At 38.6% G+C, this 23751-nt stretch carries 21 protein-coding genes, 1 tRNA gene and 1 pseudogene; 7 read left to right on the top strand and 16 right to left on the bottom strand.

What is annotated here, in order from left to right:
- A pseudogene (locus V7K73_RS24250) lies at window positions 1-120 on the bottom strand (photosystem II D2 protein (photosystem q(a) protein)); the annotation flags it as partial.
- Between the two features lie 342 nt (window positions 121-462).
- On the opposite strand from V7K73_RS24250, the gene V7K73_RS24245 reads away from it, so the two are divergent.
- The 6 genes from V7K73_RS24245 to V7K73_RS24220 all read left to right on the top strand — a co-directional run bounded on the left by V7K73_RS24245 (window position 463) and on the right by V7K73_RS24220 (window position 6530).
- A complete protein-coding gene (locus V7K73_RS24245) occupies window positions 463-735 on the top strand; it encodes a hypothetical protein (RefSeq protein WP_012410874.1) in 273 nt (90 codons plus the stop codon).
- Between the two features lie 13 nt (window positions 736-748).
- Complete coding sequence (locus V7K73_RS24240) at window positions 749-1426, top strand: ABC transporter ATP-binding protein (protein WP_334883804.1); 678 nt, start codon at window positions 749-751, stop codon at window positions 1424-1426.
- A gap of 339 nt (window positions 1427-1765) precedes the next feature.
- Window positions 1766-2317, top strand: coding sequence for an NYN domain-containing protein (locus V7K73_RS24235; protein WP_334883802.1), 552 nt, complete (start codon window positions 1766-1768; stop codon window positions 2315-2317).
- A gap of 142 nt (window positions 2318-2459) precedes the next feature.
- Window positions 2460-2531 (top strand) — tRNA-Asn (locus V7K73_RS24230).
- Window positions 2532-3331: 800 nt separating this feature from the next.
- Window positions 3332-4996 (top strand): multicopper oxidase family protein, encoded by a 1665-nt coding sequence (locus V7K73_RS24225; RefSeq protein ID WP_334883800.1) that lies wholly within the window; start codon window positions 3332-3334, stop codon window positions 4994-4996.
- Window positions 4997-5297: 301 nt separating this feature from the next.
- Entirely contained in the window at window positions 5298-6530 is a 1233-nt protein-coding gene (locus V7K73_RS24220) for a T9SS type A sorting domain-containing protein (protein WP_334883798.1), read from the top strand.
- Between the two features lie 494 nt (window positions 6531-7024).
- On the opposite strand, the gene V7K73_RS24215 is transcribed toward V7K73_RS24220, so the two are convergent.
- Both V7K73_RS24215 and V7K73_RS24210 read right to left on the bottom strand, forming a co-directional pair.
- Entirely contained in the window at window positions 7025-7864 is an 840-nt protein-coding gene (locus tag V7K73_RS24215; RefSeq protein WP_334883805.1) for a M56 family metallopeptidase, read from the bottom strand.
- The gene (locus V7K73_RS24210) at window positions 7864-8283 is read right to left on the bottom strand and encodes a BlaI/MecI/CopY family transcriptional regulator (RefSeq protein WP_334883796.1); all 420 of its coding nucleotides are present in this window, start codon (window positions 8281-8283) and stop codon (window positions 7864-7866) included. Before V7K73_RS24210 ends, V7K73_RS24215 begins: the two co-directional genes overlap by 1 nt.
- 459 nt (window positions 8284-8742) lie before the next feature.
- On the opposite strand from V7K73_RS24210, the gene V7K73_RS24205 reads away from it, so the two are divergent.
- Window positions 8743-9483, top strand: coding sequence for a 2-phosphosulfolactate phosphatase family protein (locus V7K73_RS24205; RefSeq protein WP_334883794.1), 741 nt, complete (start codon window positions 8743-8745; stop codon window positions 9481-9483).
- A 20-nt stretch (window positions 9484-9503) separates the two neighbouring features.
- On the opposite strand, the gene rfbD is transcribed toward V7K73_RS24205, so the two are convergent.
- The 13 genes from rfbD to V7K73_RS24140 all read right to left on the bottom strand — a co-directional run.
- Window positions 9504-10394, bottom strand: coding sequence for a dTDP-4-dehydrorhamnose reductase (gene rfbD / locus V7K73_RS24200; RefSeq protein ID WP_334883792.1), 891 nt, complete (start codon window positions 10392-10394; stop codon window positions 9504-9506).
- Window positions 10395-10430: 36 nt separating this feature from the next.
- Window positions 10431-10976 (bottom strand): dTDP-4-dehydrorhamnose 3,5-epimerase, encoded by a 546-nt coding sequence (gene rfbC / locus V7K73_RS24195; RefSeq protein WP_334883790.1) that lies wholly within the window; start codon window positions 10974-10976, stop codon window positions 10431-10433.
- Between the two features lie 116 nt (window positions 10977-11092).
- Window positions 11093-12169, bottom strand: a complete 1077-nt coding sequence (locus V7K73_RS24190; protein ID WP_334883788.1) for a glucose-1-phosphate thymidylyltransferase — start codon at window positions 12167-12169, stop codon at window positions 11093-11095.
- A 98-nt stretch (window positions 12170-12267) separates the two neighbouring features.
- Window positions 12268-13335 carry a glycosyltransferase family 4 protein gene (locus V7K73_RS24185; protein ID WP_334883786.1) on the bottom strand — a complete coding sequence of 356 codons (1068 nt, stop codon included), beginning with the start codon at window positions 13333-13335 and terminating at the stop codon, window positions 12268-12270.
- Window positions 13336-13508: 173 nt separating this feature from the next.
- On the bottom strand, window positions 13509-14357 hold the full coding sequence (locus tag V7K73_RS24180) for a glycosyltransferase (RefSeq protein ID WP_334883784.1): 849 nt from the start codon (window positions 14355-14357) through the stop codon (window positions 13509-13511).
- A gap of 244 nt (window positions 14358-14601) precedes the next feature.
- Window positions 14602-15522: a glycosyltransferase gene (locus V7K73_RS24175; RefSeq protein ID WP_334883783.1), complete on the bottom strand. Its 921-nt coding sequence runs from the start codon at window positions 15520-15522 to the stop codon at window positions 14602-14604.
- A gap of 81 nt (window positions 15523-15603) precedes the next feature.
- Window positions 15604-16689, bottom strand: a complete 1086-nt coding sequence (locus tag V7K73_RS24170; protein ID WP_334883781.1) for an NAD-dependent epimerase/dehydratase family protein — start codon at window positions 16687-16689, stop codon at window positions 15604-15606.
- A 68-nt stretch (window positions 16690-16757) separates the two neighbouring features.
- A complete protein-coding gene (locus V7K73_RS24165) occupies window positions 16758-17429 on the bottom strand; it encodes a class I SAM-dependent methyltransferase (protein ID WP_334883780.1) in 672 nt (223 codons plus the stop codon).
- Window positions 17430-17469: 40 nt separating this feature from the next.
- The gene (locus V7K73_RS24160; RefSeq protein ID WP_334883778.1) at window positions 17470-18540 is read right to left on the bottom strand and encodes an NAD-dependent epimerase/dehydratase family protein; all 1071 of its coding nucleotides are present in this window, start codon (window positions 18538-18540) and stop codon (window positions 17470-17472) included.
- Window positions 18533-18982 carry a hypothetical protein gene (locus V7K73_RS24155; protein ID WP_334883776.1) on the bottom strand — a complete coding sequence of 150 codons (450 nt, stop codon included), beginning with the start codon at window positions 18980-18982 and terminating at the stop codon, window positions 18533-18535. Before V7K73_RS24155 ends, V7K73_RS24160 begins: the two co-directional genes overlap by 8 nt.
- Window position 18983: 1 nt before the next feature.
- On the bottom strand, window positions 18984-20540 hold the full coding sequence (locus V7K73_RS24150) for a hypothetical protein (protein WP_334883774.1): 1557 nt from the start codon (window positions 20538-20540) through the stop codon (window positions 18984-18986).
- Window positions 20541-20693: 153 nt separating this feature from the next.
- Window positions 20694-21470: a class I SAM-dependent methyltransferase gene (locus V7K73_RS24145; RefSeq protein ID WP_334883772.1), complete on the bottom strand. Its 777-nt coding sequence runs from the start codon at window positions 21468-21470 to the stop codon at window positions 20694-20696.
- A gap of 54 nt (window positions 21471-21524) precedes the next feature.
- A partial coding sequence (locus tag V7K73_RS24140; RefSeq protein WP_334883770.1) for a glycosyltransferase occupies window positions 21525-23751 on the bottom strand: 2227 nt, incomplete at its 5' end.

Below are 23751 nucleotides of genomic sequence, written 5' to 3'. Positions count from 1 at the left end.
GGCGCAGGGGAATAATAGTATCCCTGACCAACCTACGAATACGAAGCGATCGCGCTTGAGCCAGTCGTCTAAAACGTCAAACCACCCTCTACTAGAGGCGCGTCCAACTGCGATGGTCATTAGAGCAAATCTCCAAATGTTTATAAGTACAGGTTGTATCTGTATTATAGATGCCTATACAAAAGTCATCTATAAGCAGAAAGTTAACTGGGTTGTTAACCAAGTTTACAATTTTTTACATACCTTTAATCATATTAGGTGTAAATCGCTAATTTTTCTAGGGGTTTTGTAATAAAAATTAATTTTTGCTCCAGATGAGGTGGGGAGTGGGGAGATGAGTTTTTCTCTCAGCAAGAGCAGCGCCTTGCCCCTGGAGCCTCTTTCCCATGCCCAATGTCCATTTCCCTAGAATCAGTCAGCTGACGCTAAAATGAGTCCACAGTTAAATTTGATTATTGCTAAATGTTTACCATCGATTTAAGCATCAGAAACACTGCTTTCCCTATCTCTGTACAACGTAAGTCAGCAGAGGATGCTGAGGCTGTCTATCAACTGATTCTGGCAGCAATACGCTCTGGTAACCCTGACATTGTGGAACTCAAGTGCGAGGGCAAAACAGAGAAAAAAATTGCTGTCCGCGCTAGTGAAATTTCTGGGGTGCAGATTGTTCAGAAAGATGGTACGACCCCTGGTGGTGGTAGGCCACCTGGGTTTTTCGCTGTAGCTGCTGAGTAACCAAGGTTGACAAATGGCTCAAGTGGGCATTGAGGTCAAGGATTTAAATTTCAGTTGGCCTAATGGAGAGAAAGTTATCAAATCTTGCTCTTTAGAAGTACCCAAAGGTGAGTTTTGGATGCTGTTGGGTACAAATGGTAGTGGGAAATCAACGTTACTTAGACTGTTGGCGGGGCTATTAGCTCCTGAGTCTGGGGAAATTCGGGTTTTGCACCCCGTTGGCTTTGTCTTCCAAAATCCTGATCATCAACTGGTGATGCCAACGGTTGGTGCTGATGTGGCTTTTGGATTGGTGGAAGAAAAGTTACCACCTGCTGCCAGCAGAGCTAGGGTTGAGGAGGCGCTAGGAGCGGTGAATTTGCTTACTCTCCTACGACGCCCTATCTATGCACTCTCTGGGGGACAGAAACAGCGAGTAGCGATCGCAGGTGCGATCGCCCGTCGCTGTGAAGTCTTATTATTAGATGAACCCACTGCCTTACTAGATCCAGATAGCCAGTTGGATTTAGTGGCTGGTGTGCGCCGCCTTGTCAAAAGTCGAGGTATTACAGCCCTTTGGGTAACACATCGATTAGACGAGTTAAATTACTCTGACGGCGCTTTTTTGCTTGAAAAAGGCTCTCTGGTAGATAGGGGCGAACCTCAACGCCTCAAACAACGTCTAATGCAGGTACACAGCGAAGCCTCTTAATTTAGTGCTGAGTGCTGTACATGGATAGCGGGGCGTTGAGCCTATGCTGAGTGCTGAGTAAAGTAAAAAGTATTTAGGCTTTCATAGTCGTAGATGCTCCACCCTTTATAGGTGGTCTTTTAACTCAGCACTCTTCGTTTTTATTACTACTGAAAAAGAACTGCAACGCGCTTTTTAAAACAAAGGCGCGTTTTCAGTTGGTACGTCTGTCTTAGGTTTTAGTTTCATGAGGCTGTCGTATTTTTTATTCTGTGTAGCATAGTGTTACATACTATGCATCAATTATTATAAAACTTATGAATGAATTTTGTTAACTCTAGAAAATTGTGATTAAAAACCATGCCCCGTTCCTTACTCCAAGCCGTTTTGTTAGTAGACGGCTACAATATAATTGGCGCTTGGCCTTGCCTTAAAAAAACGCGTGATAGTGTTGGACTAGAGGCAGCACGGGGTGAACTTGTGGAAGCGATGACGGGTTATAGTGCGTTTCAAGGTTATGCAACTCAAATAGTTTTTGATGCCCAATATCAGAACTCCTCTAGCAATAAAGAAATAATTACTGAGCTTTTATCAGTTTATTACACTGATTGTGGACAGACAGCAGATACTTATATTGAAAAATCATGTGCGTCTATGCGCCAGCAAATAGCTCAATCATTGATTTCTCGTGTAATTGTTGCTACATCAGATCGAGCACAGCAGTTGATGATACAGGGGTATGGGGCTGAATGGTTATCGGCACAACAACTCTGTGGGGAAGTAGAAGCTACCGTCTGCCGGATGCGACAGAAGTATCATACGCGCAAACAATCTAAGAGTAGGTTTTTAGCTAATGCCATTGATGCTAAGGCGCGGCAACGTCTAGCTGAATTACGAATGGGATTACAGTAGATATTAGTATTTAAGAGTCTCTGCTTAAGTTAGTGAATGGGTTTTAGCTGCAAAAATTATCTAAATTAAGCATTTAAAAAAATATTGGCGAAAGTACTTGCCAAATACTATTTTTAGCCCTAAGATTAGAAATTGTGAGTGATCCTCAGTAGCTCAGTGGTAGAGCGATCGACTGTTAATCGATTGGTCGCTGGTTCGAATCCAGCCTGGGGAGTTTTAAATTTTGAATTCTAGATTATCGATGAGATGTTTTAGCTGCTTGGCTCGGCTGTGACATTTCTGAATCATCGATCTTTTGGTGCTTGAACAAGGACTGCGATCGCAGCTAGGGAGCATCCCGTCAGGTGCAAAAACCTTGATAGTCCTCATCCCCTAACCCCGAATCCCAAAAATGGGATTCGGGGAACTAGAATTATGTCTCCCCTCTCCCAAAAATGGGAGAGGGGCTGGGGGTGAGGGAAAAGATTTAAGCCAAAATTGAGACAAAATTGAGATGCTCCCTCACAACTATTCCTTCTCAAGAACCAACAGACAGATCGAGTTGTTAGCAAATTCAAAAAGCATGATTGATGCGACTTTGGTCAAGGCTGGAAAAGTCTGCTCAACAATTTACGCCTAGTTATTCAAACCGAGCAATTTTTCAATTTGCTTAAATCTTGGCTTAGGGTTTTTCCAATTTCTTACTCCCGGTTCGCCTACTTATTTCAGGAGTTAGAAGTATAGGTATATCACGACTCCTTCATTTGTAATTATAGGTTCAGTAGCCATAATTGCGACCTTATACCTAATGAATCTTTTTAGCAATATTCCCTTCGGTATAGTTTTAACTATCTAATTTTTCTACTCCCTAAAAAATAGGCGAACTGGGAGTGATAACCTTAATGTAAGATTGTACTACAATGACCAATAGCAAGCGGCTAAAAAGTGTCAAAAAATCAAGATTTCATCTCTGAAATCAATACTGCATATTTCGTATTTCCTGTCAATACTAAGTCTTAATTTATGAAAAAACGGATGCGAATCTATTTGATTGCTTGCAGCGCTATTGTGGCATTATTTGTTATATTTTCTGGGGTGCAAGGAGTGGCACAAACTGGGCTTTCATCTGCTGTGCAGAAACAGGTTTGCGCTCAACCTGCGGCGGGAAGCATCGTCACTAACCCACCAAACCTCGGAAAATTGGGTTTATCCAGTCCTGTAAATTTGACGGCTCTCAAAGTTAGCCCTATGCAAGACTGCTATCTTGCGAATGGTAACGTGGTAGCACCAACACTTAGGGTAAATCCAACTCAGGCAGGTAATACAATCCTAGTGAATTTGACTAACCGACTGACAGGTGAATCAAATGCGACAACTCTAAAAAACGACTGTATCCTGACTGGAGGCACGACACCTTCAAATTCAACCAACTTACACTTCCACGGCTTGAATGTGTCCCTTCAGTGCCATCAGGACGAAGTTGTGAAGACGGTGATTAGACCAAACCAGTATTTCCAGTATCAGATCGCAATACCAGCAGGAGAACCCCCTGGACTGTACTGGTATCACCCGCATATTCACATGCAGAGCGAAAATCAAGTGCTTAAGGGATTAACAGGTGCAATCATTGTTGAAGGCATTCAGAAGTTTAACAACCGAGCGGCTCAACTTCCCGAACGGGTGTTTGTACTGCGTGATACACCACTAGTAAACACGAAACAACAGTGTGGTTATCCTTATGGTCTTAATTGTCCTCCGGCGAATGATATTTCAATCAATTCAGTCCCCATTAGATATTTAGGCAATGGTAAATATGATCCGGCTGCTGTAATTCAAATGCAAGTGAATCAAGAACAGTTTTGGCGCGTGGTAAACACTGCGGCAAATACCTTCTTTGACTTGCAAGTTACTTACGATGGTACTGCTCAGAAACTTGAATTAGTTGCTCTGGATGGTGTTCCTATCAACAGCGATTCCGGTAACCCACAGGATCACACTTTGCCAGTCCAGCACATTCTACTACCCCCTGCGGCCAGAGCAGAGTTCATCATCAAGGGACCTGGAGCAAATATCAAAAATGCTCAACTTGTGACACTGAAGTATGATACAGGGTCACAAGGGAATAATAATCCGAAACGAACAATAGCTAGAATTGATCCGCAAGTAGTACCTTCTGTCTCATCTGCCAAAACCACAACAGCAGCAATAACAGAGCCAGAGGTTGACTTAACCCAGATGTCAGGTAATAGGTTCGCTGGATTGAGTCAGATGACACCAGTAAATCAGCGCAGACTTTTCTTCTCTGAAGATGGAAGTAATTTCTACATCACTGTGCAGGGCAATAAGCCTAAACTTTACACTCCAGGCGCACCTCCCGATATTACTGTAACTGAGGGAAATACCGAGGACTGGATCGTAGAGAACCGTAGTCAGGAAAGCCACGCTTTCCATATCCACCAGATCCACTTTCTGGTTTTAGAAAGTTCCGCTCCGAATGAAATCGGGATATTACGCGACACGATCGACTTGCCTAGCTGGAATGGAAATCCTAATACTCCTTATCCTCATGTTAAACTCCGAATGGATTTCCGGGGCGCTCAACATGGATCGAGTATCGCAGGTACTTTTGTCTATCACTGCCATATCCTTGGGCATGAAGACAGAGGTATGATGGCAAAAATTCAAGTCAACCAAGCCTGAGTTCGACTGCCGTAGCCACTCTACAATAGCTGCTAATAGTTCTCGCTTAACAATTAAACAGGTGTGTCGGAAAGTGTTTATTTTGCACTAATATTTTTTCAACATGGTTGTGGGGTGGGGCGATTTGCCCGCCCTGATTGTGCAAGATGTATACATAACAGCTTATCTAGTTTTCCTAACTCCCTAAAAAATGGGCGAACCGGGAGTTATTAAACTAAGTATCGTATCAATGCTTTTTTAACTTGGTCGAACTGACGTAAAATTAAGAGTACAAATACTTTATATTAGGAAGTTTGATGATATGTCCCTAAGTATATCAAGTGTATTTGATGCCAATTTCTATCGTAATGCCAATGCTGACTTAGCTGGTTTAAATGATGCTCAAGCCTTATCACACTTCGAGGCTTATGGTTTAAATGAAGGGCGTTCTTTCTCACCACTGATTAATTTAAATTTTTATCGGTCTAGCAATTCTGACCTGGCTAGCTTCAACAACAGCCAACTGTTGAATCATCTGGAGAATTATGGTGTAGCTGAGGGACGCAGTTTCTCTCCATTGGTTGACCTGAACTACTATCGTGCTAAGAACAGTGACCTTGCAGGCTTTAACAACGAGCAATTATTTAATCATCTGGAAAACAACGGTATTACTGAAGGCCGTAGCTTTGATCCACTTTTCAATTTTGCACAATATCAGTTGCTTAACTCTGATCTGGCAAATCTAAATAATTCTCAACTTTTAAACCACTTTGAAATCAATGGGATAAACGAAGGGCGTGAGTTTTCCCCGTATTTTGACTTTAACTACTATCGTACTAACAACCAAGACTTAGCTAATTTGAACAATAACCAGTTGTTGCAGCACTTTGAAATTTATGGGATAAATGAAGGGCGTAAATCTTCACCCTATTTTGATGCTGGTTTCTATAAAGCAAATAATCCCGATTTGGCTTCTTTGAAAGGCATCAATTTAGTCGAACACTTTAGTTTATATGGTGCCTATGAAGGACGTCAGGCTGCGAGTGAATACGCTGGGAACACATTAGACACTGCTCGCCAACTGACGATAGGTTCAAATTCTACTCTAGTATCAGAACATCTGGATTCATCCGATCCTAATGACTACTATCAGTTCACTTTAAATCAACCTAGTACTGTTACGATAGAACCATTTAGCTTTTCTGGGAGCATCACTGAAAAACTGTTTAATACAAGCGGTCAGATTTTAGCTTCTAATACTGGTTCTAATACTATTAACGTTCAAAAGAGTAGTATATCTCAAGCAACTCAAAGCATTTCATTAAATCCAGGAACTTACTATATACAGATTCAAGGTCAAGGAGGGAATACTGATTACCAGTTCTACCTTACTACAGCAGAACAGAATCAAACACAATCTGACTCGCTTGGGCTAACATATCCCGATACAACAGGTTATACGGATCTGGATCTAGCGCAGATGGTAGCATTCAATGAGGAGATGCAAGGGAATATAGTGGCACAATTGGGTCAGGATAGTAAATCGATGGTCTAGTACAGCAGGGCGGAAATAAATAGAGAATATTGGTGGGAGAATAAATAATCAGGTTGAAACTAGTTTCGGCAGGCGGATCAGGAAATGAGAGTGTGTTAAGATACTCCACTAATGTTACCGTTATCTGCATTTAAAAGAAGTTTTCAAGCGATCGCTTTTGCTTAAAACTGGAATAATTTCAGGCTGATTAATTCGGATATTTAGCGCGACTTTGGTTAGCACAAATCCCCGATTTCTTAAAGAAGTTGGGGATTTTTTGGCTTTCAATTCTCACAAATAAAATAGGATTGCTATAGCTTTATAAATTCAAGTTAAACCTTATCTAAGTTGAGAACCGTAGTTTTCACCCTCTCCCTAAATCCCTCTCCTAAATGCTTGAGAGGGAGTTTGAAATTCTGGCTCCCCGAATCCCAGATTTGGGATTCGGGGTTGGGGGATGAGGGCAAATCCTTTTCATCATGGGGAATAACTATAGGTTTCAAGATAGACATGGTTTAACTATGAAATATTACAGCTACTAAAGGCAATAACGCTAGAAGAAAACCATGCCAAGATTCAAATTGAGAGGCTTGGGTTGCTTCTGGAGGTGCTAATAGGGCTTCTATTCTTTGTTGTAACCGATCTACGCCAGAGGAACCCAATGCAGCACAGCAAATTTCTGATAATACTGGGCTGGTACTAACTACTAATAAAAGTGATTCTGCTAACACTAGTGGGTCTACCTGCAATGCTGCATAACCATCGGCACGGAGTTCGCGCAAAGCTAAGAGTTCTTCCCACAAAGGCTCTGTATTCGGCAACCAAGCGGTGCAGGAACGCACCCAACCCAACCAAAAAAACCAGAATGTATCCCTGTAATGGTGATGCCCTTGCTCATGGGCTAAGACGCTTTCTAAATGATTTGGTGAGAGAACGTGCAGTAATCCCTGGCTAACCACTAATTCTGGTTGCCAAAAACCAATTTGACCGGCAAACAGCGCCCCGGTTTGCAGTAGTCTGGCTCGTCTATCGCCAACATTCACTAGAGGACAGTTACGGGCAGATTCCACAGACTGCCAACCTTGAAAGGCGAGTTTAATGCATGAAATGGCAAAAAATGCCAAATAAATTAATGCTAGTAAATAGCTGACTGAGCCTGTGTACATCCCACCCATTTGTCCTTGGGGTCCCATAAACAGCACAGCGATCGCAGTCATGAAAATTAACAAGGGCGGGAAGAGAAACAAAAATAGCGATCGCCCCCACCGCATACTCCAATTGCCTTGGGGTTGACTGCAAGCGGATCTTAACCACCAGGCAACTGCCAAAGCATTCAAAATCATTATTAGATGCATCATTTTTCCTCCCTGGCTTGGCGTGCAGATTGAATCCGTTTGGCGATCGCTGCTATTTGCTCGCTGGCTGCTTCATCTAAGCTATCGGCAAAAGCAGCAATAACATCGGGGTTCCCCACTGCCAGAAATCGCTGTAACTGCTCGTGAGCTTTGATGACATCTGATTGCTGTTTAGTCAGCATTGGCCGCCAATAGAATGCTCGCTCTTTCTTATCGCAGGCTAGCCAACCTTTATCAGTGAGGCGACGTAAGACAGTGGTGACAGAAGTATACGCTAATTCGCGGTTGGGATCAGCCAGAATGCGATCGTGTACATCCTTTACTGTTGCTGAACCAAGTTCCCAGATGATATTTAAAATTTCCGCTTCCAAGGGGCCTAAAGATAGTTGTTTAGGGCGGTAGTCGGGTAAAGGTGCCATAGCAATTTCAATGGGGAATGGGGAATGGGGAATGGGGAATGAGTGAATATCCGTCTCTTAGCGCTGTAACATTGAAGCTGTAACTTTTTCCCCATAAAGATAAGTCTGTTCTTGTTTTAGATTACAAGATAGTACAGCAGTCTGAAAGTCTATTCAGATAAAAATGGGCTTTTTGAGTATTTCTTCTCCACTCCCGTTCGGCTACCCACGGCAAGCCCACTCCCATTTAATGTATTAAATTACATACAAGGACTTACGCAAAAAACTCTTAAACTCCTATTCCTCCGTGGCCTCTGCGTCCTCTGTGGTTCGATTTTCCGTTCTTTGTGCGTAAGTCCTGATACATTCTGCTTTTTGATGGTAAAAAATGCTCTGGGAAAAATTGAGATTATAGTTAGTGGCACCAACTAGGTAGAATGTTATTTGCGACAGTAGTATTAAACTAGGTGTATCCAGCGCGTGAAGCTATTCGTATACCACACTCCTGAATTGACTCCAACGGGTAAAGCGCCAGAATGTGCGATCGCAGTCGATGTCTTGCGAGCCACTAGCACAATTGCGACAGTTTTGGCAGCTGGAGGCGAAGCTGTACAAGTATTCAGCGATTTAGATCAGTTAATTGAAGTTAGCGAAAAATGGCCTGCCGAAAAACGTCTGCGGGCTGGAGAACGCGGTGGCGCGAAAGTAGCTGGCTTTGAGTTGGGTAACTCTCCCCTCGACTGCACACCAGAATTAGTGCAAGGACGGCGTTTGTTTATCAGTACCACCAATGGGACTCGTGCCTTACAACGGGTACAAGACTCCCCAAATCTATTAGCAGCAGCCTTGATTAACCGGGCGGCGGTGGTGCAATTTCTTCAAGAGTTGCAACCTGAGACAGTCTGGATTGTCGGTTCTGGTTGGGAAGGGAGTTTTTCTTTAGAGGATACAGTTTGTGCAGGTGCGATCGCTCATAGTCTTTTACAGCAAACACAATTGTCACCAGAAGAATTAGCTGGTAACGATGAAGTAATTAGTGCGATCGCTCTTTACTCTCAATGGCAAGATAACTTATTAGGATTACTTCACCAAGCTAGTCACGGACAACGATTGTTGCGTCTTGACTGTCACGAAGATTTAAAATATTGTTCCCAAACTGATATTTTAGATGTCTTGCCCATACAACATGAAACGGGAGTTTTGAAAAGTCGAAGTAAATAGGGAAGGAAACAATTCACACTCTATGCCCCATACCCAATTTTCAAATCTTTAAGCATTTGCCGGAGTCTTTGTCGCCAATGGGGCGGATGTGTTTCTAAAATTGCTGAGATTTTTTCACAAGCAAGAACTGAATAGGCAGGGCGACGGGCTGCTGTGGGATATTTGGCGGTTGTAATGGGGACAATACGTTCAATTTTCAAAGGGAAGCCTAGCTGTTGGGCTTCTTCAAAAATCGCAACGGCAAAGTCATACCAGCTAGCAATGCCGCTATTAGTGTAGTGATAACTACCGCTAATTTCTGGGGTTAACTGAGGAATTGTCTGGGCTATGACTGTGGCTATATCTTGCGCCCAAGTTGGGCTACCAATTTGATCGGCGACGATACGGAGTTCTTGGCGTTCTGCACCTAGTCGCAGCATGGTTTTGACAAAGTTACTTTTACCAAAGGTTCCATAAACCCAAGCAGTGCGGAGAATGAGGTGATGGGCGCAAGTTTCCCGAATTGCTTCTTCTCCAGCAAGTTTGGTTTTACCATAAATACTCAAGGGATTAGTCGCATCGGTTTCCTGGTAAGGGCGATATCTATTACCATCAAAAACATAATCGGTGGAAATATGAATTAGAAAAGCTCCTAATTTTTGGCTTTCTTGGGCAATAATTAGGGGTGCGATCGCATTAATAGCGCTAGCAAGTTCTGGTTCGCTTTCTGCTTTGTCTACAGCAGTGTAAGCAGCAGCGTTAATTATGATTTGCGGCTGTTTTGATCTGATAACGTTGCGGAGGGTATCGGGTTGGGCAAGGTCTACTGTTGGGCGTTCTACTGAGATAATATCGCCATAGGATGGAAGTATTTGTTGCAGTTCCTTACCCACTTGACCGTTACTACCAATCAGCAAAATTGATTTACTCATCCTAATTAGTTATTGAGCTTAAGGCAATCATCAAGCTTAATCAAATACTTCAGCAGTTCTCAAAGGTTTCGCGGCTTCGTCTTTAGTTGATAAAATTGGTGGCGCACTCAAAGGCCAATCTATAGCTAAATCTGGATCGTTCCATAGAATTGTGCGATCGCCTTGGGGTGCGTAGTAATCTGTAGTTTTGTAGAGAACTTCTGCTATTTCTGAAAGCACGAGAAAGCCGTGAGCAAAGCCTGGTGGTATCCACAACAGGCGTTTGTTCTCAGCACTGAGTTCATAACCTACCCACTTCCCGAACGTAGTCGAACTTTTTCTAATATCTACGGCTACGTCAAAGATAGTGCCAACAATAGCCCGGACAAGTTTACCCTGGGGTTGTTGGATTTGGTAGTGCAATCCCCGGAGAACGTTTTGTTTAGAGTAGGAGTGGTTGTCTTGGACGAACTTGGTAATAATACCAGTCTCTTGAGCAAATTTTCGGTCGTTGTAGGCTTCAAAAAAGAACCCGCGATCGTCTGTAAATACTTGGGGTTCAAGTTGTATAACTTCCGGGATTTTTGTATGTACAATGCTCATCAATATTATTTCGAGTAACCCGCCACAGTGTTAATTGTGAGAGTAATTTAATGCTTGTATTTTACAGCTAACAGGTAAGACTTCAACTGTGGCTTGTCCTGTTTTTAATAAGTAAATTACGTTAGTTCAATTTGACAGTCATCGCCAATTAGAAATCGTAAGGCTTTGGGACGACGGGGTGCAATAGTCAATTGGGCGCGTTGCCCAATCACACTATCAATAATCCGCTGATGAATTCCAGCAATTTTAGCACCTTCTAAAATCACGCTGTGTTCTAAATCGGTATCAATGAGTGTGGCATTGTTGGCAATACTACTATAAGGGCCAATAAAGCAGTTTTCTAAATGACAATTGCTACCGATGATTACTGGCCCCCGAATTGTACAGTTAATTACTTTAGATTTTGCACCGATTTGGACTCGCCCAATAATCTGACTTTGGGCATCGACTTCGCCAAAAACTGATGCTGTCAGATAGGTGTCGAGAATCAATCGGTTCGCTTCTAGTAAGTCGTCTTTTTTACCAGTATCTAGCCACCAACCTTTGAGATTGTAGGCTAAAACTTGTTTTTCCTGATTAATTAGGTATTGAATAGCATCAGTAATCTCTAGTTCACCTCTGGCAGAAGGTTGGATATTTGCGATCGCATCATAGATGAGGTGAGAAAAGAAATAAACCCCTACCAATGCCAGATTTGAAGGAGGAACTTTGGGTTTTTCAATTAACTGTAATACCCGTCCGGTTGCATCGACTTCAGCCACACCAAAGGCGCTAGGGTTAGCAACTGAACGTAAGAGAATCAAAGCATCTGGCTGTTGTTGGCTAAATTGTTGCAGAAAATAACGTAACTCACCTAATTGAATCAGGTTATCGCCCAAGTACATCACAAAGGGAGAATCTCCTAAAAAGGGACGGGCGACTAGGACGGCGTGAGCAAGTCCGGCTGGTTGGTCTTGTACAATGTAGGTGATGTTCGCTCCAAAATATTCTCCATTTCCGGTTTTCCCTTGGACTTCTTTCCCAGTTTCCGGGCTGATGATGATGCCAATATCAGTAATACCAGCAGCGACCATTTCTTCAATGCCATACCATAAAACAGGTTTATTTGCAACTGGTACGAGTTGTTTTGCTCCACTGTATGTGAGGGGACGTAAACGTGTACCTTTACCGCCAGAGAGAATTAGTGCTTTCATAAGGATTGAGGATTAATTAGAAGCCATTAGTCAAGATAATCTGAAATCTCCACAAAATCCCAAATCCTGGTATCTAAATTCTGGCGTTAGTTTATCTTTTATAGATAGCGGGATAAGACTTCGACGGTTGCTTTTCCTGTTTTTTCCCAACTGAATTGTTGAGAGTGAGTGATACCTTGGCTGGAAAGGCGCGATCGCAATTCCAAATCAGTTGCGATCGCTTGCATAGCCTCTGTAATTTCTGCGGTGTCGTAGGGATTGATCAGAATCGCCGCATCGCCGGCGACTTCTGGTAAGGAGGAGAGATTGGAGGTAATGACGGGAGTACCACAGGCCATTGCTTCCAGGACTGGTAAACCAAAACCTTCCCAGAGACTGGGGAAAACCAGAGCAATCGCTTGATTAATGATTTTTGGCAATTCGCTGTAAGGAATATAGTCTAGGAACTTTACTTGATTAGTTATACCTAGTTCTGCAACTTGCGCTTTTAAAATTGGGGTATAACGGCGATCGCTTGGCCCTGCTAACCACAGTTCATAGTCTTTGTAATTAGGTAACGCAGCAAAAGCACTGATGATTCGCTGGATGTTTTTGTATGGATCTTGACGGCCAATGTAGAGAAAGTAGTTGCGGGTAGGTAGATTTAGAGGGGAGAAGTGAGTGCGATCGTAGGCGAGGGGGATGGGGGTAATTTTGTTTGCAGGAATTCCGTAAAACTTGGTGATGTCCTCAGCCGTAGTCTGGGAGATGCAAATAATATGTTGTGCTTGCTTAAGGACTTGGGGAGTGTAGTAGCGGTGGTAAGGTATGAGTGGTGAAAAGCGTTTGGGAAAGCGCAACGGGATCATGTCAAACGAGGTGATCACAAAACGACAGTTGCTATAAAGGGGTGCTTCTGGGAGGGAAGAAAATAAAATCTGCGATTTTAGTTTTCTATAGATTTGCGGTAATTGAAATTGCGTCCAAACAAGGCGATCGAGATGACCTTTTACCCCTTGTTCTGCGGTTTGGTTAGGAGGAACTGGGTAACAGTTGTAACCAGGAATATTCTGCGAGACTAGGAGTGTAGGATCAAGTTGTTGTAAATGAGGCAGCAGGTTGAGAGCGTAGGTAGTGATGCCTGTGGGTTTAGTTAGTAGAAATGAGAGGTTAATTAATAATGTCATTATATATAATTAACTATAAAATAATTTAGTCTATTTTTGATTTTTCTCTACTACTTAATTTATCGTTAAATAAAATTATTAGTATTGATAATGATAGTCTGGGCTAATTAAGATGTTTTCAATTTTATGAGCATTTTAATGTTTTTATTATATTAATAGTAAACTTCAATAAGTTATTTATTCTGGTTGTTTATAGCATAATCCCATATTCCACAAATTTTTCCTAATGCAGCTTGTGGTTTTAGTATAATCGCTAATATAGCCTTTAATAGTTGAAAAGTTAATCTAATACTAAATATAAATTTATTTGTATATTTATCCATTGTCAACAAATAGCTATACGTACTATTTCTAATTTTTTTAAAAACATTTCTATTAGTAATACTTGATGGTTGATGCAGCACTGAAAACTTATTATTTATAGCAACTATATGTCCTTGATTAGCATAGCGTAAACAAAAATCTACATCTTCATAATAAAGAAAGTAAGCAGTATCAAAATAAGGACATTCAGGAAAATTATTAAAATTAAGAATTAGACTACACCCTGAAACCCAATCACAAAAAACATAGTCTACATCCATATTTATTAATTTATTTTGTGTAATAATTGCGCCACTTTTATTACTAAAACTACCACCAGCAAACCAAACTTCACCTGTCGGTGTATAGATAAATGTACCAAGAATTGAGATTTTTGGATGCAATTCAAAAAATGGCTTAACTTTATCTAAAATATTTTCTTTGAAGTAGGCATCTGGATTGATTATCCAAACATACGCTTGGGGATCTTGGATATATATCCATTTTAAGCCTAAATTACAAGCACAACCAAAACCTAAATTAGTCTCAGCATCAAAAATAGATACATATTCATTTTTGAGATTCTCAATAGAATCATCATCGGGTGAATTATTGATGATAATTACTTTGTAGTCAACATGGCTTGTTTTCTCTATGGAATTGATTAATTCCAAGACTAAATTCGTAGAATAATAATTAACGATTAAAAAATAAATCACTTTAGTTGAAGTTACAATCTCAGTTAATTTTGCTGAAAAATACTTACTGATAAATGATAAAATTTAATAAATCATTCCCTGATAGAAGTAATTTTATTAAATTATTATATAGGACTTACGTATCATGTACGAAATATAGGGGCAATTCATGAATTGCCCCTACGGGAAATCAAGGCTTTCAGTGCTTTTTGCGTAAGTCCTAATTATGTTATTAATTACTTCCTTTAAGTATATTTTTAACAACTCAATACCAAGTTTTACCAAGCTTTCCTTGAAAACCGTGAAATGTTCCCAGCAAGCAAGCCCATACTTTTAAGGTTTTGTCTTCCGGATCGTACATAAAAATTGTAACTATCCTGCGGAGTAAATATTTTATGCGTCGTCCACAACTGGTTAGTCGATACAAGCCTTGGGCATAGCGCGTTTCTAAATAAGTGTGGTTTCGAGTAATGTAATAGTTACGTAGAGCAGAATATTGGTGAATAATCATTTCTCGTTGACAAAATTTTACTTTAACTGGATTACCAAAATTATGATACATGATAGCTGTAGTAACTATTAGATTATGAAATCCTTGTTGTCGTAATCTTAGCCCATAGTCGAGGTCAATTCCATCTATAAACAATTCTGCACGAGGAGGTTTAACAGTTTTAGCAGCAGCAATGGAAATCAAAGAACCAGAAGTTATAGGAGAGTCACACTCATAAAAATCAACATTCTTATTGTGCTTGCAACCTATAAATTGGTCTTTTAGAAAAATTGCTCCCTGTACAATTTCTTCAGTTTTGTAATCAATGGAAGTAGGAGCAATAATCCCAATATTGTCATCATATTCTAGGGATAACTTATTATAATAATTTAAGAGTATTTTTAAACAATCCTTAGTTGGTAAACTGTCTTGGTCAAAAGTCCATAAAAAATCATAATTTTCTTTTTTTGCCCATTCCAGCGCAAGTGCTAAACCTTCCCCAATACCAATATTTCCCGGATAATGATATATCAAAATCGATGCAGTATTATCAGTCTCTAGTAATTCTTGCTCGGAATTGTCTACTACGAAAACAATATCTATTGGTAGAGATTGAGATTTAATAGCTTGCAAACAATTGTTAGCAGCTTGTTTATCTTTATAGAGAGTTATATAAGCTGCAACTTTTGCTATCATTGATTTAGATGTATATAACAATTCAATTTATGGATTTTATATTCTAATGATGAGCTAAAAAAAGTTAATATCCAGATCCTTTTAAAACAACCTCCTAGAATAACCAATATTTTTAGATGCTTGAGCATAATAAATCTCTTCTAGTATCTGTCTAAGATTATACTGATATTCCCAAGTAGGATAGTGAGAACGAAACTTTCTTACATCTGAAATATACCAGATATGATCGCCAGAGCGATTCTGTTCTGTATAAGTTGATTGCAGCTTTTTACCTACGATATTTTCGCAAATTGATATTGCTTCTAACATAGAACAATTGCTATGCCGAGAACCCCCAATATTATAAACCTCTCCACATCTGGGATTTTGATAAAAATGGTAAAAAGCATTGACAAGATCGTAACTATGTATATTATCTCTAACCTGTTTGCCTTGATACCCAAATATAGTGTAAGTTTCGCCAGTTATAGTACATTTCATTAAGTATGCTAAAAAACCGTGTAACTGAGCACTAGAATGGTTTGGACCGGTCAGGCAACCTCCTCTAAAGCTAGCACTTTTCATGCCAAAGTATTTACCATATTCTTGAACTAGGATATCTGCGGCAACTTTAGAAGCACCAAATAGAGAATGTTTGGAGTTGTCGATTGTCATTGACTCATCAATACCTTTTGTATATTGATGATTTGGTTGAATTTCCCAGCGAGTTTCTAACTCCTGCAAGGGTAGATAATTAGGAGTATCACCATAGACTTTGTTAGTTGAGGTAAATATAAAAATTGCATCAGGGCAGTATTGCCGAGTTGCTTCTAGTAATACTAAAGTGCCGTTGGCATTAACTGTAAAATCTGTATGGGGGTCTTTTGCTGCCCAGTCATGAGATGGTTGTGCTGCTGTATGAATAATCAGAGAAATATCGGAAGAATATTCTTGAAAGAGGTTTTCTATTGCAAAGCGATCGCGGATATCAATGTCATAGTGACGATAGCTATCACCATATTTATCTTCTAAGATACAACGATTCCACTCTGTGGAAGCAGATTCACCGAAAAATACCGCCCGCATATTATTATCGATACCCACAACATGAAAACCATTTTGGACAAAAAAATGAACAGATTCTGAACCAATCAGACCAGAGGAACCAGTAATTAAAACGGTGGGCATAATATTTTAACTCACGTCATAGTAAAATCAACAGTTTAGGATAAAATGGTCTTATGCTGACAGTTAAACTAAAAAGGTTTAGATGCTTTGATAAACATCTGTCCTCCTAGAAAATTCCACAGGAATGGTAACTTAAGATAAAGCTTTAAAAGATTAGGCGAGCCTGGTCTTCCTTTAGTTGAATATGGCAAAAATCTGGGAATTAAAACATCAATTTTGAACCCAAGAGTATGTAGTAGTTCTTGAAGAGAAAGATGGGTAATTGGTAATTGATGATCGATAAAATCATAATATTCCTTAATGGAATATTTGAAGTTTGGCTGGATAATTAATATCGCTCCTCCAGGTTTCAAGTAGTTAAAGCAAAATAACAAAATTTCAACTAGCTCTTCTTTATTATTTAAATGCTCAAAAAAATTGGAAATAAATATTTTGTCAAAACATTCCGTTATTTTCTCCTGTTCTCTTATGTTCAAAATATCTAAATTTAGAACATTGATATCAGCATTGGCAAATGCTTCAGAATCAGGGTTAAGATCGATTAAATATTTTTTTCTGGCTTTAATATTATTAATAAATTCACAATAGCCTCCCCCAATATCTAAAATAACTGAGTCTTTTTCCACATATTTCTGTAAGAACTCCTCAATTAAAGTTTTCCAAAGCGATATTTTAGCTCTTCTCTGTTGATGGTCAAAACGGTTAGAGTAAAGTTTTTTAAGATATTCATCTTGTTTCATAGATATTCAGACAGCAAAAATTTTGTTTTCACTCAACAGCTTAAGATAATATAGGTTTAAGCGTTGTTTCGTACTCAATAATCCAATTATAAATATCTTTGAGAGTTCGTTCTGGATTTATAATTGGTTTCCATCCAGTCTTCGAGCTTATTTTGGAAAAATCCGTAATATAAATGGGTATATCACCTTGTCTGGCTATTTCTTCTGATTTGATAGAAATAGATTTACCAGTAATTGCCTCGCATAATCTAGTAGTCTCTAATAAAGATAGACTATTATTAGCACCACCACCGACATTTAAAACATCTCCATCAAATTCTGAAAAATTTTCTAATTGATAATTAATCAAACTTAACAAATCTTCAATATGCAATAAATCTCTAACTTGTTTTCCTGTACCGCCATAGCCTATGTAGCTTAGAGAGCTTCCAAAATAGTGTGCGGCTAACCACAAAACAAAAACACCTTGGTCAACTTTACCCATTTGCCAAGGCCCTGTAATTACGCCACAACGGTTGACTATTGCCTGAATACCATAAGCTTGCCGATACTCTTCGATTAGCATTTCCGAGGCAAGTTTGGAAGTACCATAAAGAGAACGGTAGCTTTGAAGTGGAAATTCCTCAGCTATACCAAGATGAGATACTCCCGATATTGTCTGTTCAGGAGCAATGCTAAACCGGGTTGGTAGTTCTACTAAGTTAACTGACTTAAGTGTTTCAATTGGATAAACGCGACTAGTGGAGAGGAAGAGTAAACGAGCGTGGATTTGTCTAGCTAGTTCAAGAACATTGATAGTTCCTAATAAATTCGTTTGCAGGACGTATTGTGGAGAGATAAATCCTGCAAGTACAGAAGGTTCAGCAGAACAATCAATGATAGTATCGACGACATTAAAGATTGCGGGATCTAAATCGCTAGGAGAACGAATATCGCCGTGAATAAAGTCAATTTCTAAACTTTTAAATCTAGGAAGGTTTAGCTCTGAACCACGTCTTCGGAGATTATCAAAACATATAATTTTCCATAATGGGTGATGCTTTTTTAAATTAATTGCTAAGGAACTGCCAACAAAACCAGCTCCTCCTAAAATCAGAATATTCTCAGCCATTTGATTTAAATCTTTGATTTAGCAGCAGTCTTTTTTTACTTAAATGATAATCTCCACACGATAAATGTTTTTCTAGCCAGATGTAAAGAACTATAAACAGATATCGACTACCCATTTCTTTTAGCTTTAGCTTAGAAACCCCTATAGTTCTATTTCTCCAAGTTATAGGGATAGTTGTATAAGAGTATCCTCTTACTATAGCTTTGAGTGGTATTTCTACTGTCAAATTGAAATGATGAGATACTAATGGAGAAATACCTTCAATAACGTCTTTACGATAAATTTTAAATGCATTAGTAGTATCGTTAAATTTTAAGCCAAATAGTATTTTAATAAAAAAGTTTGCTAAACGATTTACAATTAATTTGTGACTGGGATAGTCAATTACTTTGCCTCCTTTAATGAAGCGGGAGCCAAAAACACAATCGTACCCTTCTTGCAATTTATGGTAGTAAGAATTGATTATTGCTGTAGGATAATAAAACAATGAGTGGCTGTTCTTGAGATTCAGGAAGAATAGCCCAGCCCGACAAATTTAAAGTGTTACTCCTGTGTATATTTAAGGGTTCTTGTATTGTTGGGGGAATGTCAATGTACCCGTAATTTTTCTCAGATTGAGCAACAAACTTTATATTACGAGGAAAATTCCGAAACTTTAGTTTTTGAAGAATTTTGCTTAGTTCTCGTATCGGTTTTTTTTGATTGGGAACAATAAAATTTACACAGTTATTAGGTGAATTAGTTATAGGTTTATCTATAAAATTTATAATTTCTAAACAAGATTCAGCCGCCTTCCTTTGAATAAAAATATTTTGTCCTTCTACAAGGCTATTGTTAGAACTCAAAAGAAAAATAGATATTAGAAATCCCAGGCATAATCCTAAAAACATATATCTGTTTTTATCCGCATCTTGCCATTTATATAAAATCCATAATCGACACAATTGTAGGCAGGATATGATTAATAAAATTGAAACAGTTACATATCTAGATGAAGTAGCTTGATCAACACCAAAACCAGATCTACCAACAGTTGTCATTGATGCAAACAAAATGGCAAACCAACCCAATGATAACCAGGATGCTGCTTTATTTAGAAACTCTGATTGATAGTTAATGAAACAGAAAAGATTAAAAAATGAAAAAGTTATAAATATTATCAACCCAGCAACTATAGGATTAAAAACATTTGTGAATAAAGAGAAACCTATGATAGTGAAGAAATATTCGGATGCAATTAATGGGTGCTGTAAAATAAATAATAGACCAGGGTGATCAGAAGGTTTTTCATAACCAATAGAATAGATAGCAATACAAAGAACAAAAAGTCCCATCCATAGCAAAATCCTGATTTTTTTATGTTTATTCTTCCCTTCAAGTATGTATACTGATGGAAGTAAGGCCAGCCAAGAGAGTAATCCATGAGCCGCCGAAAAGCTAGCAATAAAACAACATAGAGATGCTAGTATGATTCTGAGATTTGGAAGCAAGTTTTGAGGTACAGTAAGAATAAAAACTGCTAGGATTAGGCATGTATTTATTAAGAACCAAGCTATTTCAAATCCCCAGAGCCAATTCTCGTACTGAATTAAAGAAAAATTGACTAGACAAGTTATAAAATTAAATAAATGAAATAATAATTTATTATTTTTATTATAAGTATAAGCTGCAATTTTATATAAAATAACGAAATTTACTAAAGCTAGTAAAAGGCTAAAATAAATTTCCAATTTAATATTCCACTTTGAAGAAAATGCAAGAATAGCAAATATTATTCTTGGAAAAAATATACGATGCTCATTGTGCTGAGAAAAAAAATCTCTGAAGTTTGCAGTACCACTATGAATTTTGTCAAAAAAAGTTACTAATGCCCAATCGTCCCCAAAAGGTACGTTTACACTGAAAGTAGTTACAAACCAGAAAAGTAGAACAACTGGTAGAGAATAAGCAACTGCTAAGAGTAACTTCGCTTTTTGGAATGAGAGAGCTTTGTTGTACATATTTTTTCGGTGAATTTTTCTTGATTGTAGAATTCTACTAATAACCTGCGCTCTTCACCTAATACTTGCGGCTCGATGATGAGGAAGTATGTCTCTGGGATGCAAGTAAGAAAAATGTTTATTGAATATATCAATTACAATGTTTAGCTTTCCCTAACGAACAGCCATTAAGGCAAAGCTCGGACCATTCGGATGGTCTGGAGCATCAAAACTAATTTCAATATTTTTCAAACCAACGTGCTTGAGGCAAGATATTATATCATTCCGGCTCATCCAATAACTATTGCTTGCATTACCTCCACAGAAACCTGACCATTCCAGCGCTTTTTCATATTTTTGACAATAAAGAGTGTGCTTAAATCCATCATAATTAGTTTGAGAAGTACCTACAAATTTATGTTTTAGGTTAGGATTAGCAGAAATTATATTTTTATCATAATAATGCGTCCAAATAAATATTTTATCTGTACATTTAGCTATTAATCCAATCAATTCAGCTGGATTTTTCATGTGATAAAGTACACCGCTAGCTATGCATACATCAAATTTAGTCTGGGTATTTCGTAAATATTCTACAAAGTCGCCACATAAAAAACGTGTCTTTTTCATTTCTAAAATTTCTTTGATAATTAAACACTTTAAATAAGCACGAGTATTAGCTTCTATTGATAGAATTGATGCTGCCTCTAAGCACTCCAACATGTAAGTATGTCCTGCTTCCAATGGACCCAACTCCAGCACAGTTTTACCTTTAATTCCGCCTAGTTTACTGGATACCCAATCAATCCTTGCATCTTCAAACAATGGAATGGAACCTGCTTGAAAATCTGCTAGTGGTGCAGGTAATTTTGATGACCACTCACTTTTAAAAATATCGAGTGCTGTTTGGTGACTGGGCGCAGATTTGATGTATTGATCTAAGATACTCATATTTTCCTATGAACTTTGTTAATGGTTATAAACTTAGCAAATTTCAAATTAATATCAAGCATTGATGCTGTAATCTTCACGCTTAAATGTCAAATTAATATTATAACAAGGGTCATATTCTATAAATTTTTTCCACTTCTTTTGCATATAGGCTGTTTCTTTCCTAAATCTTGCTACTTTTGCAGGTGTATCTTCATCACCTCGGCTCTTAGATTCATAGTGATACAACATAACGTGTGGTAAATATATATTTTTGTAACCTTTCTCAACAATATTCAAACATAAGTCAACATCATTAAATGCAACTGCAAGTTCTTCTTCAAAGCCTCCAACTAGTTCAAAAATTTCTCGTCTACACATTAAACAAGCTGCCGTCACAGCCGAGTAATTATTTACCGTTAAGATTTGACCAAAGTATCCTGGAGAATTGACCGGATAATTTTTATGACTATGATTAGCAACTCCTCCAATACCCATTAATACACCAGCATGTTGAATTGTGTTATCTGGATATAAAAGCAAGGCTCCGACAGTTCCAATACTAGGTCTTTGAGCTTGTTCAACCATTGCATCCATCCAGTCAGGAGTAATTACTTCGATATCATTATTCAAAAACAGTAGATAATCTCCCTTAGCCTGAGTAACTGCATAATTATTAATTTTGGAGTAGTTAAAAGGTATATCAAGTTGGTAGCATTGAAATCGACTAGATTCCTGTTGTTGCCATTTAGAAATCACATTAGCTGTATTTTCTTCTTGACTACCGTTATCGATGAGAATTACTTCATAATTTGGATAAGTTGTCTTCTCAAAAATAGATGTTAGGCAATTGTCTAAAGTATTACCTAAATCTCTTGTAGGAATGATAATACTAACAAGCTTATAATCTTTGATTGTATATCGAATTATGTAATAGCCCACAAGGCTTCCAGCCTGTGTAACCCGTCCATGTTCGCCTCGTCTAGCAAGAGCATCTACTAATGCTTTCTCTGCTGCCATAACAGCATAAGGTTTTTGATCCGGTTTACTTGCGGCAGATTGGGGATGAATTCTCCAGTGGTATAATATTTTTGGTATATGAAATATTTGTGTTGTCTTTTCGGTTAATCTTAAAACCAAATCATAATCTTGACTTCCCTCATAACCTGTTCTAAAACCTCCAAGGGCGTTTACTAGCTCTCGTCGATAAGTTCCTAAATGGCAGGTATACATCCGAGACAAAAAAGAGTCAGGACACCAATCTGGTTTAAAGAAAGGATCTCGAAGTTTACCATTTTCATCAATTTTATCTTCATCAGAATAAATCATATCTGCTTCTGGATGCTTGTTTAACACTAGAGCAATTTCATACAGAGCATCTGGAGTTAGCAGATCATCATGATCGAGTAAGGCAATAAAATCACCAGTTGCGATTTCTATTGCTGAGTTAGAACAGCGAGAAATATGACCATTTTCAGTTCTAAAAACAACTTTTATTCGAGAGTCTTTTAATGAATATTCCTCTAAAATTTGTCTAACGTAAGTATCGGTAGAGGAATCGTCAGCAATACATAATTCCCAATAGGGATATACTTGATTCAATACAGACTCAATGGCTTCTCGTAGAAAACGCACAGGAGTATTGAAAACAGGCATAATAAGACTAATAGTAGGCTTATAAACTAATAACTTTGCCCCCTCAGCCATCTTTTGTAAAGCTGCTTGAGTAGGGTAGTTTTGGTTCAGCCACTTCTGGTAATTAACATCATTAGCTTGAGGAATATCTGAGAGTGCTATGATAGGTAATAATGCATCATCAAACTTGAACTCTAAAGAAGTTTTTTGACGTAACTTGTTAAAGCAGTAACGAAATCCTTTTATTCTGAAAACAGTCCACAAATGTTTTACTTGTGACAAAAAACTTATCTGAAATGGACTGCCATCATCTATTAAACCAATAGCACGTCTGAATTTAAACCATATTTTTCGCATCTGCCAAAATTTACTAGTATTCATGGCTAGAATAGTGCATTGCGATCGCTCCAATTCTGTCTGAGTTAGTTGTAGATTAGATTGCGATCGCTCCAATTCTGTCTGAGTTAGTTGTAGATTAGATTGCGATCGCTCCAATTCTGTCTGAGTTAGTTGTAGATTAGATTGCGATCGCTCCAATTCTGTCTGAGTTAGTTGTAGATTAGATTGCGATTGCTCTAATTCTGTCTGAGTTAGTTGTAGATTAGATTGCGATCGCTCTAATTCTGTCTGAGTTAGTTGTAGATTAGATTGCGATCGCTCTAATTCT

The organism is Nostoc sp. (assembly GCF_036916975.1).
In the GTDB taxonomy this organism is placed as follows: domain Bacteria; phylum Cyanobacteriota; class Cyanobacteriia; order Cyanobacteriales; family Nostocaceae; genus Nostoc.
This window is presented reverse-complemented; position numbering and strand designations above follow the sequence as displayed.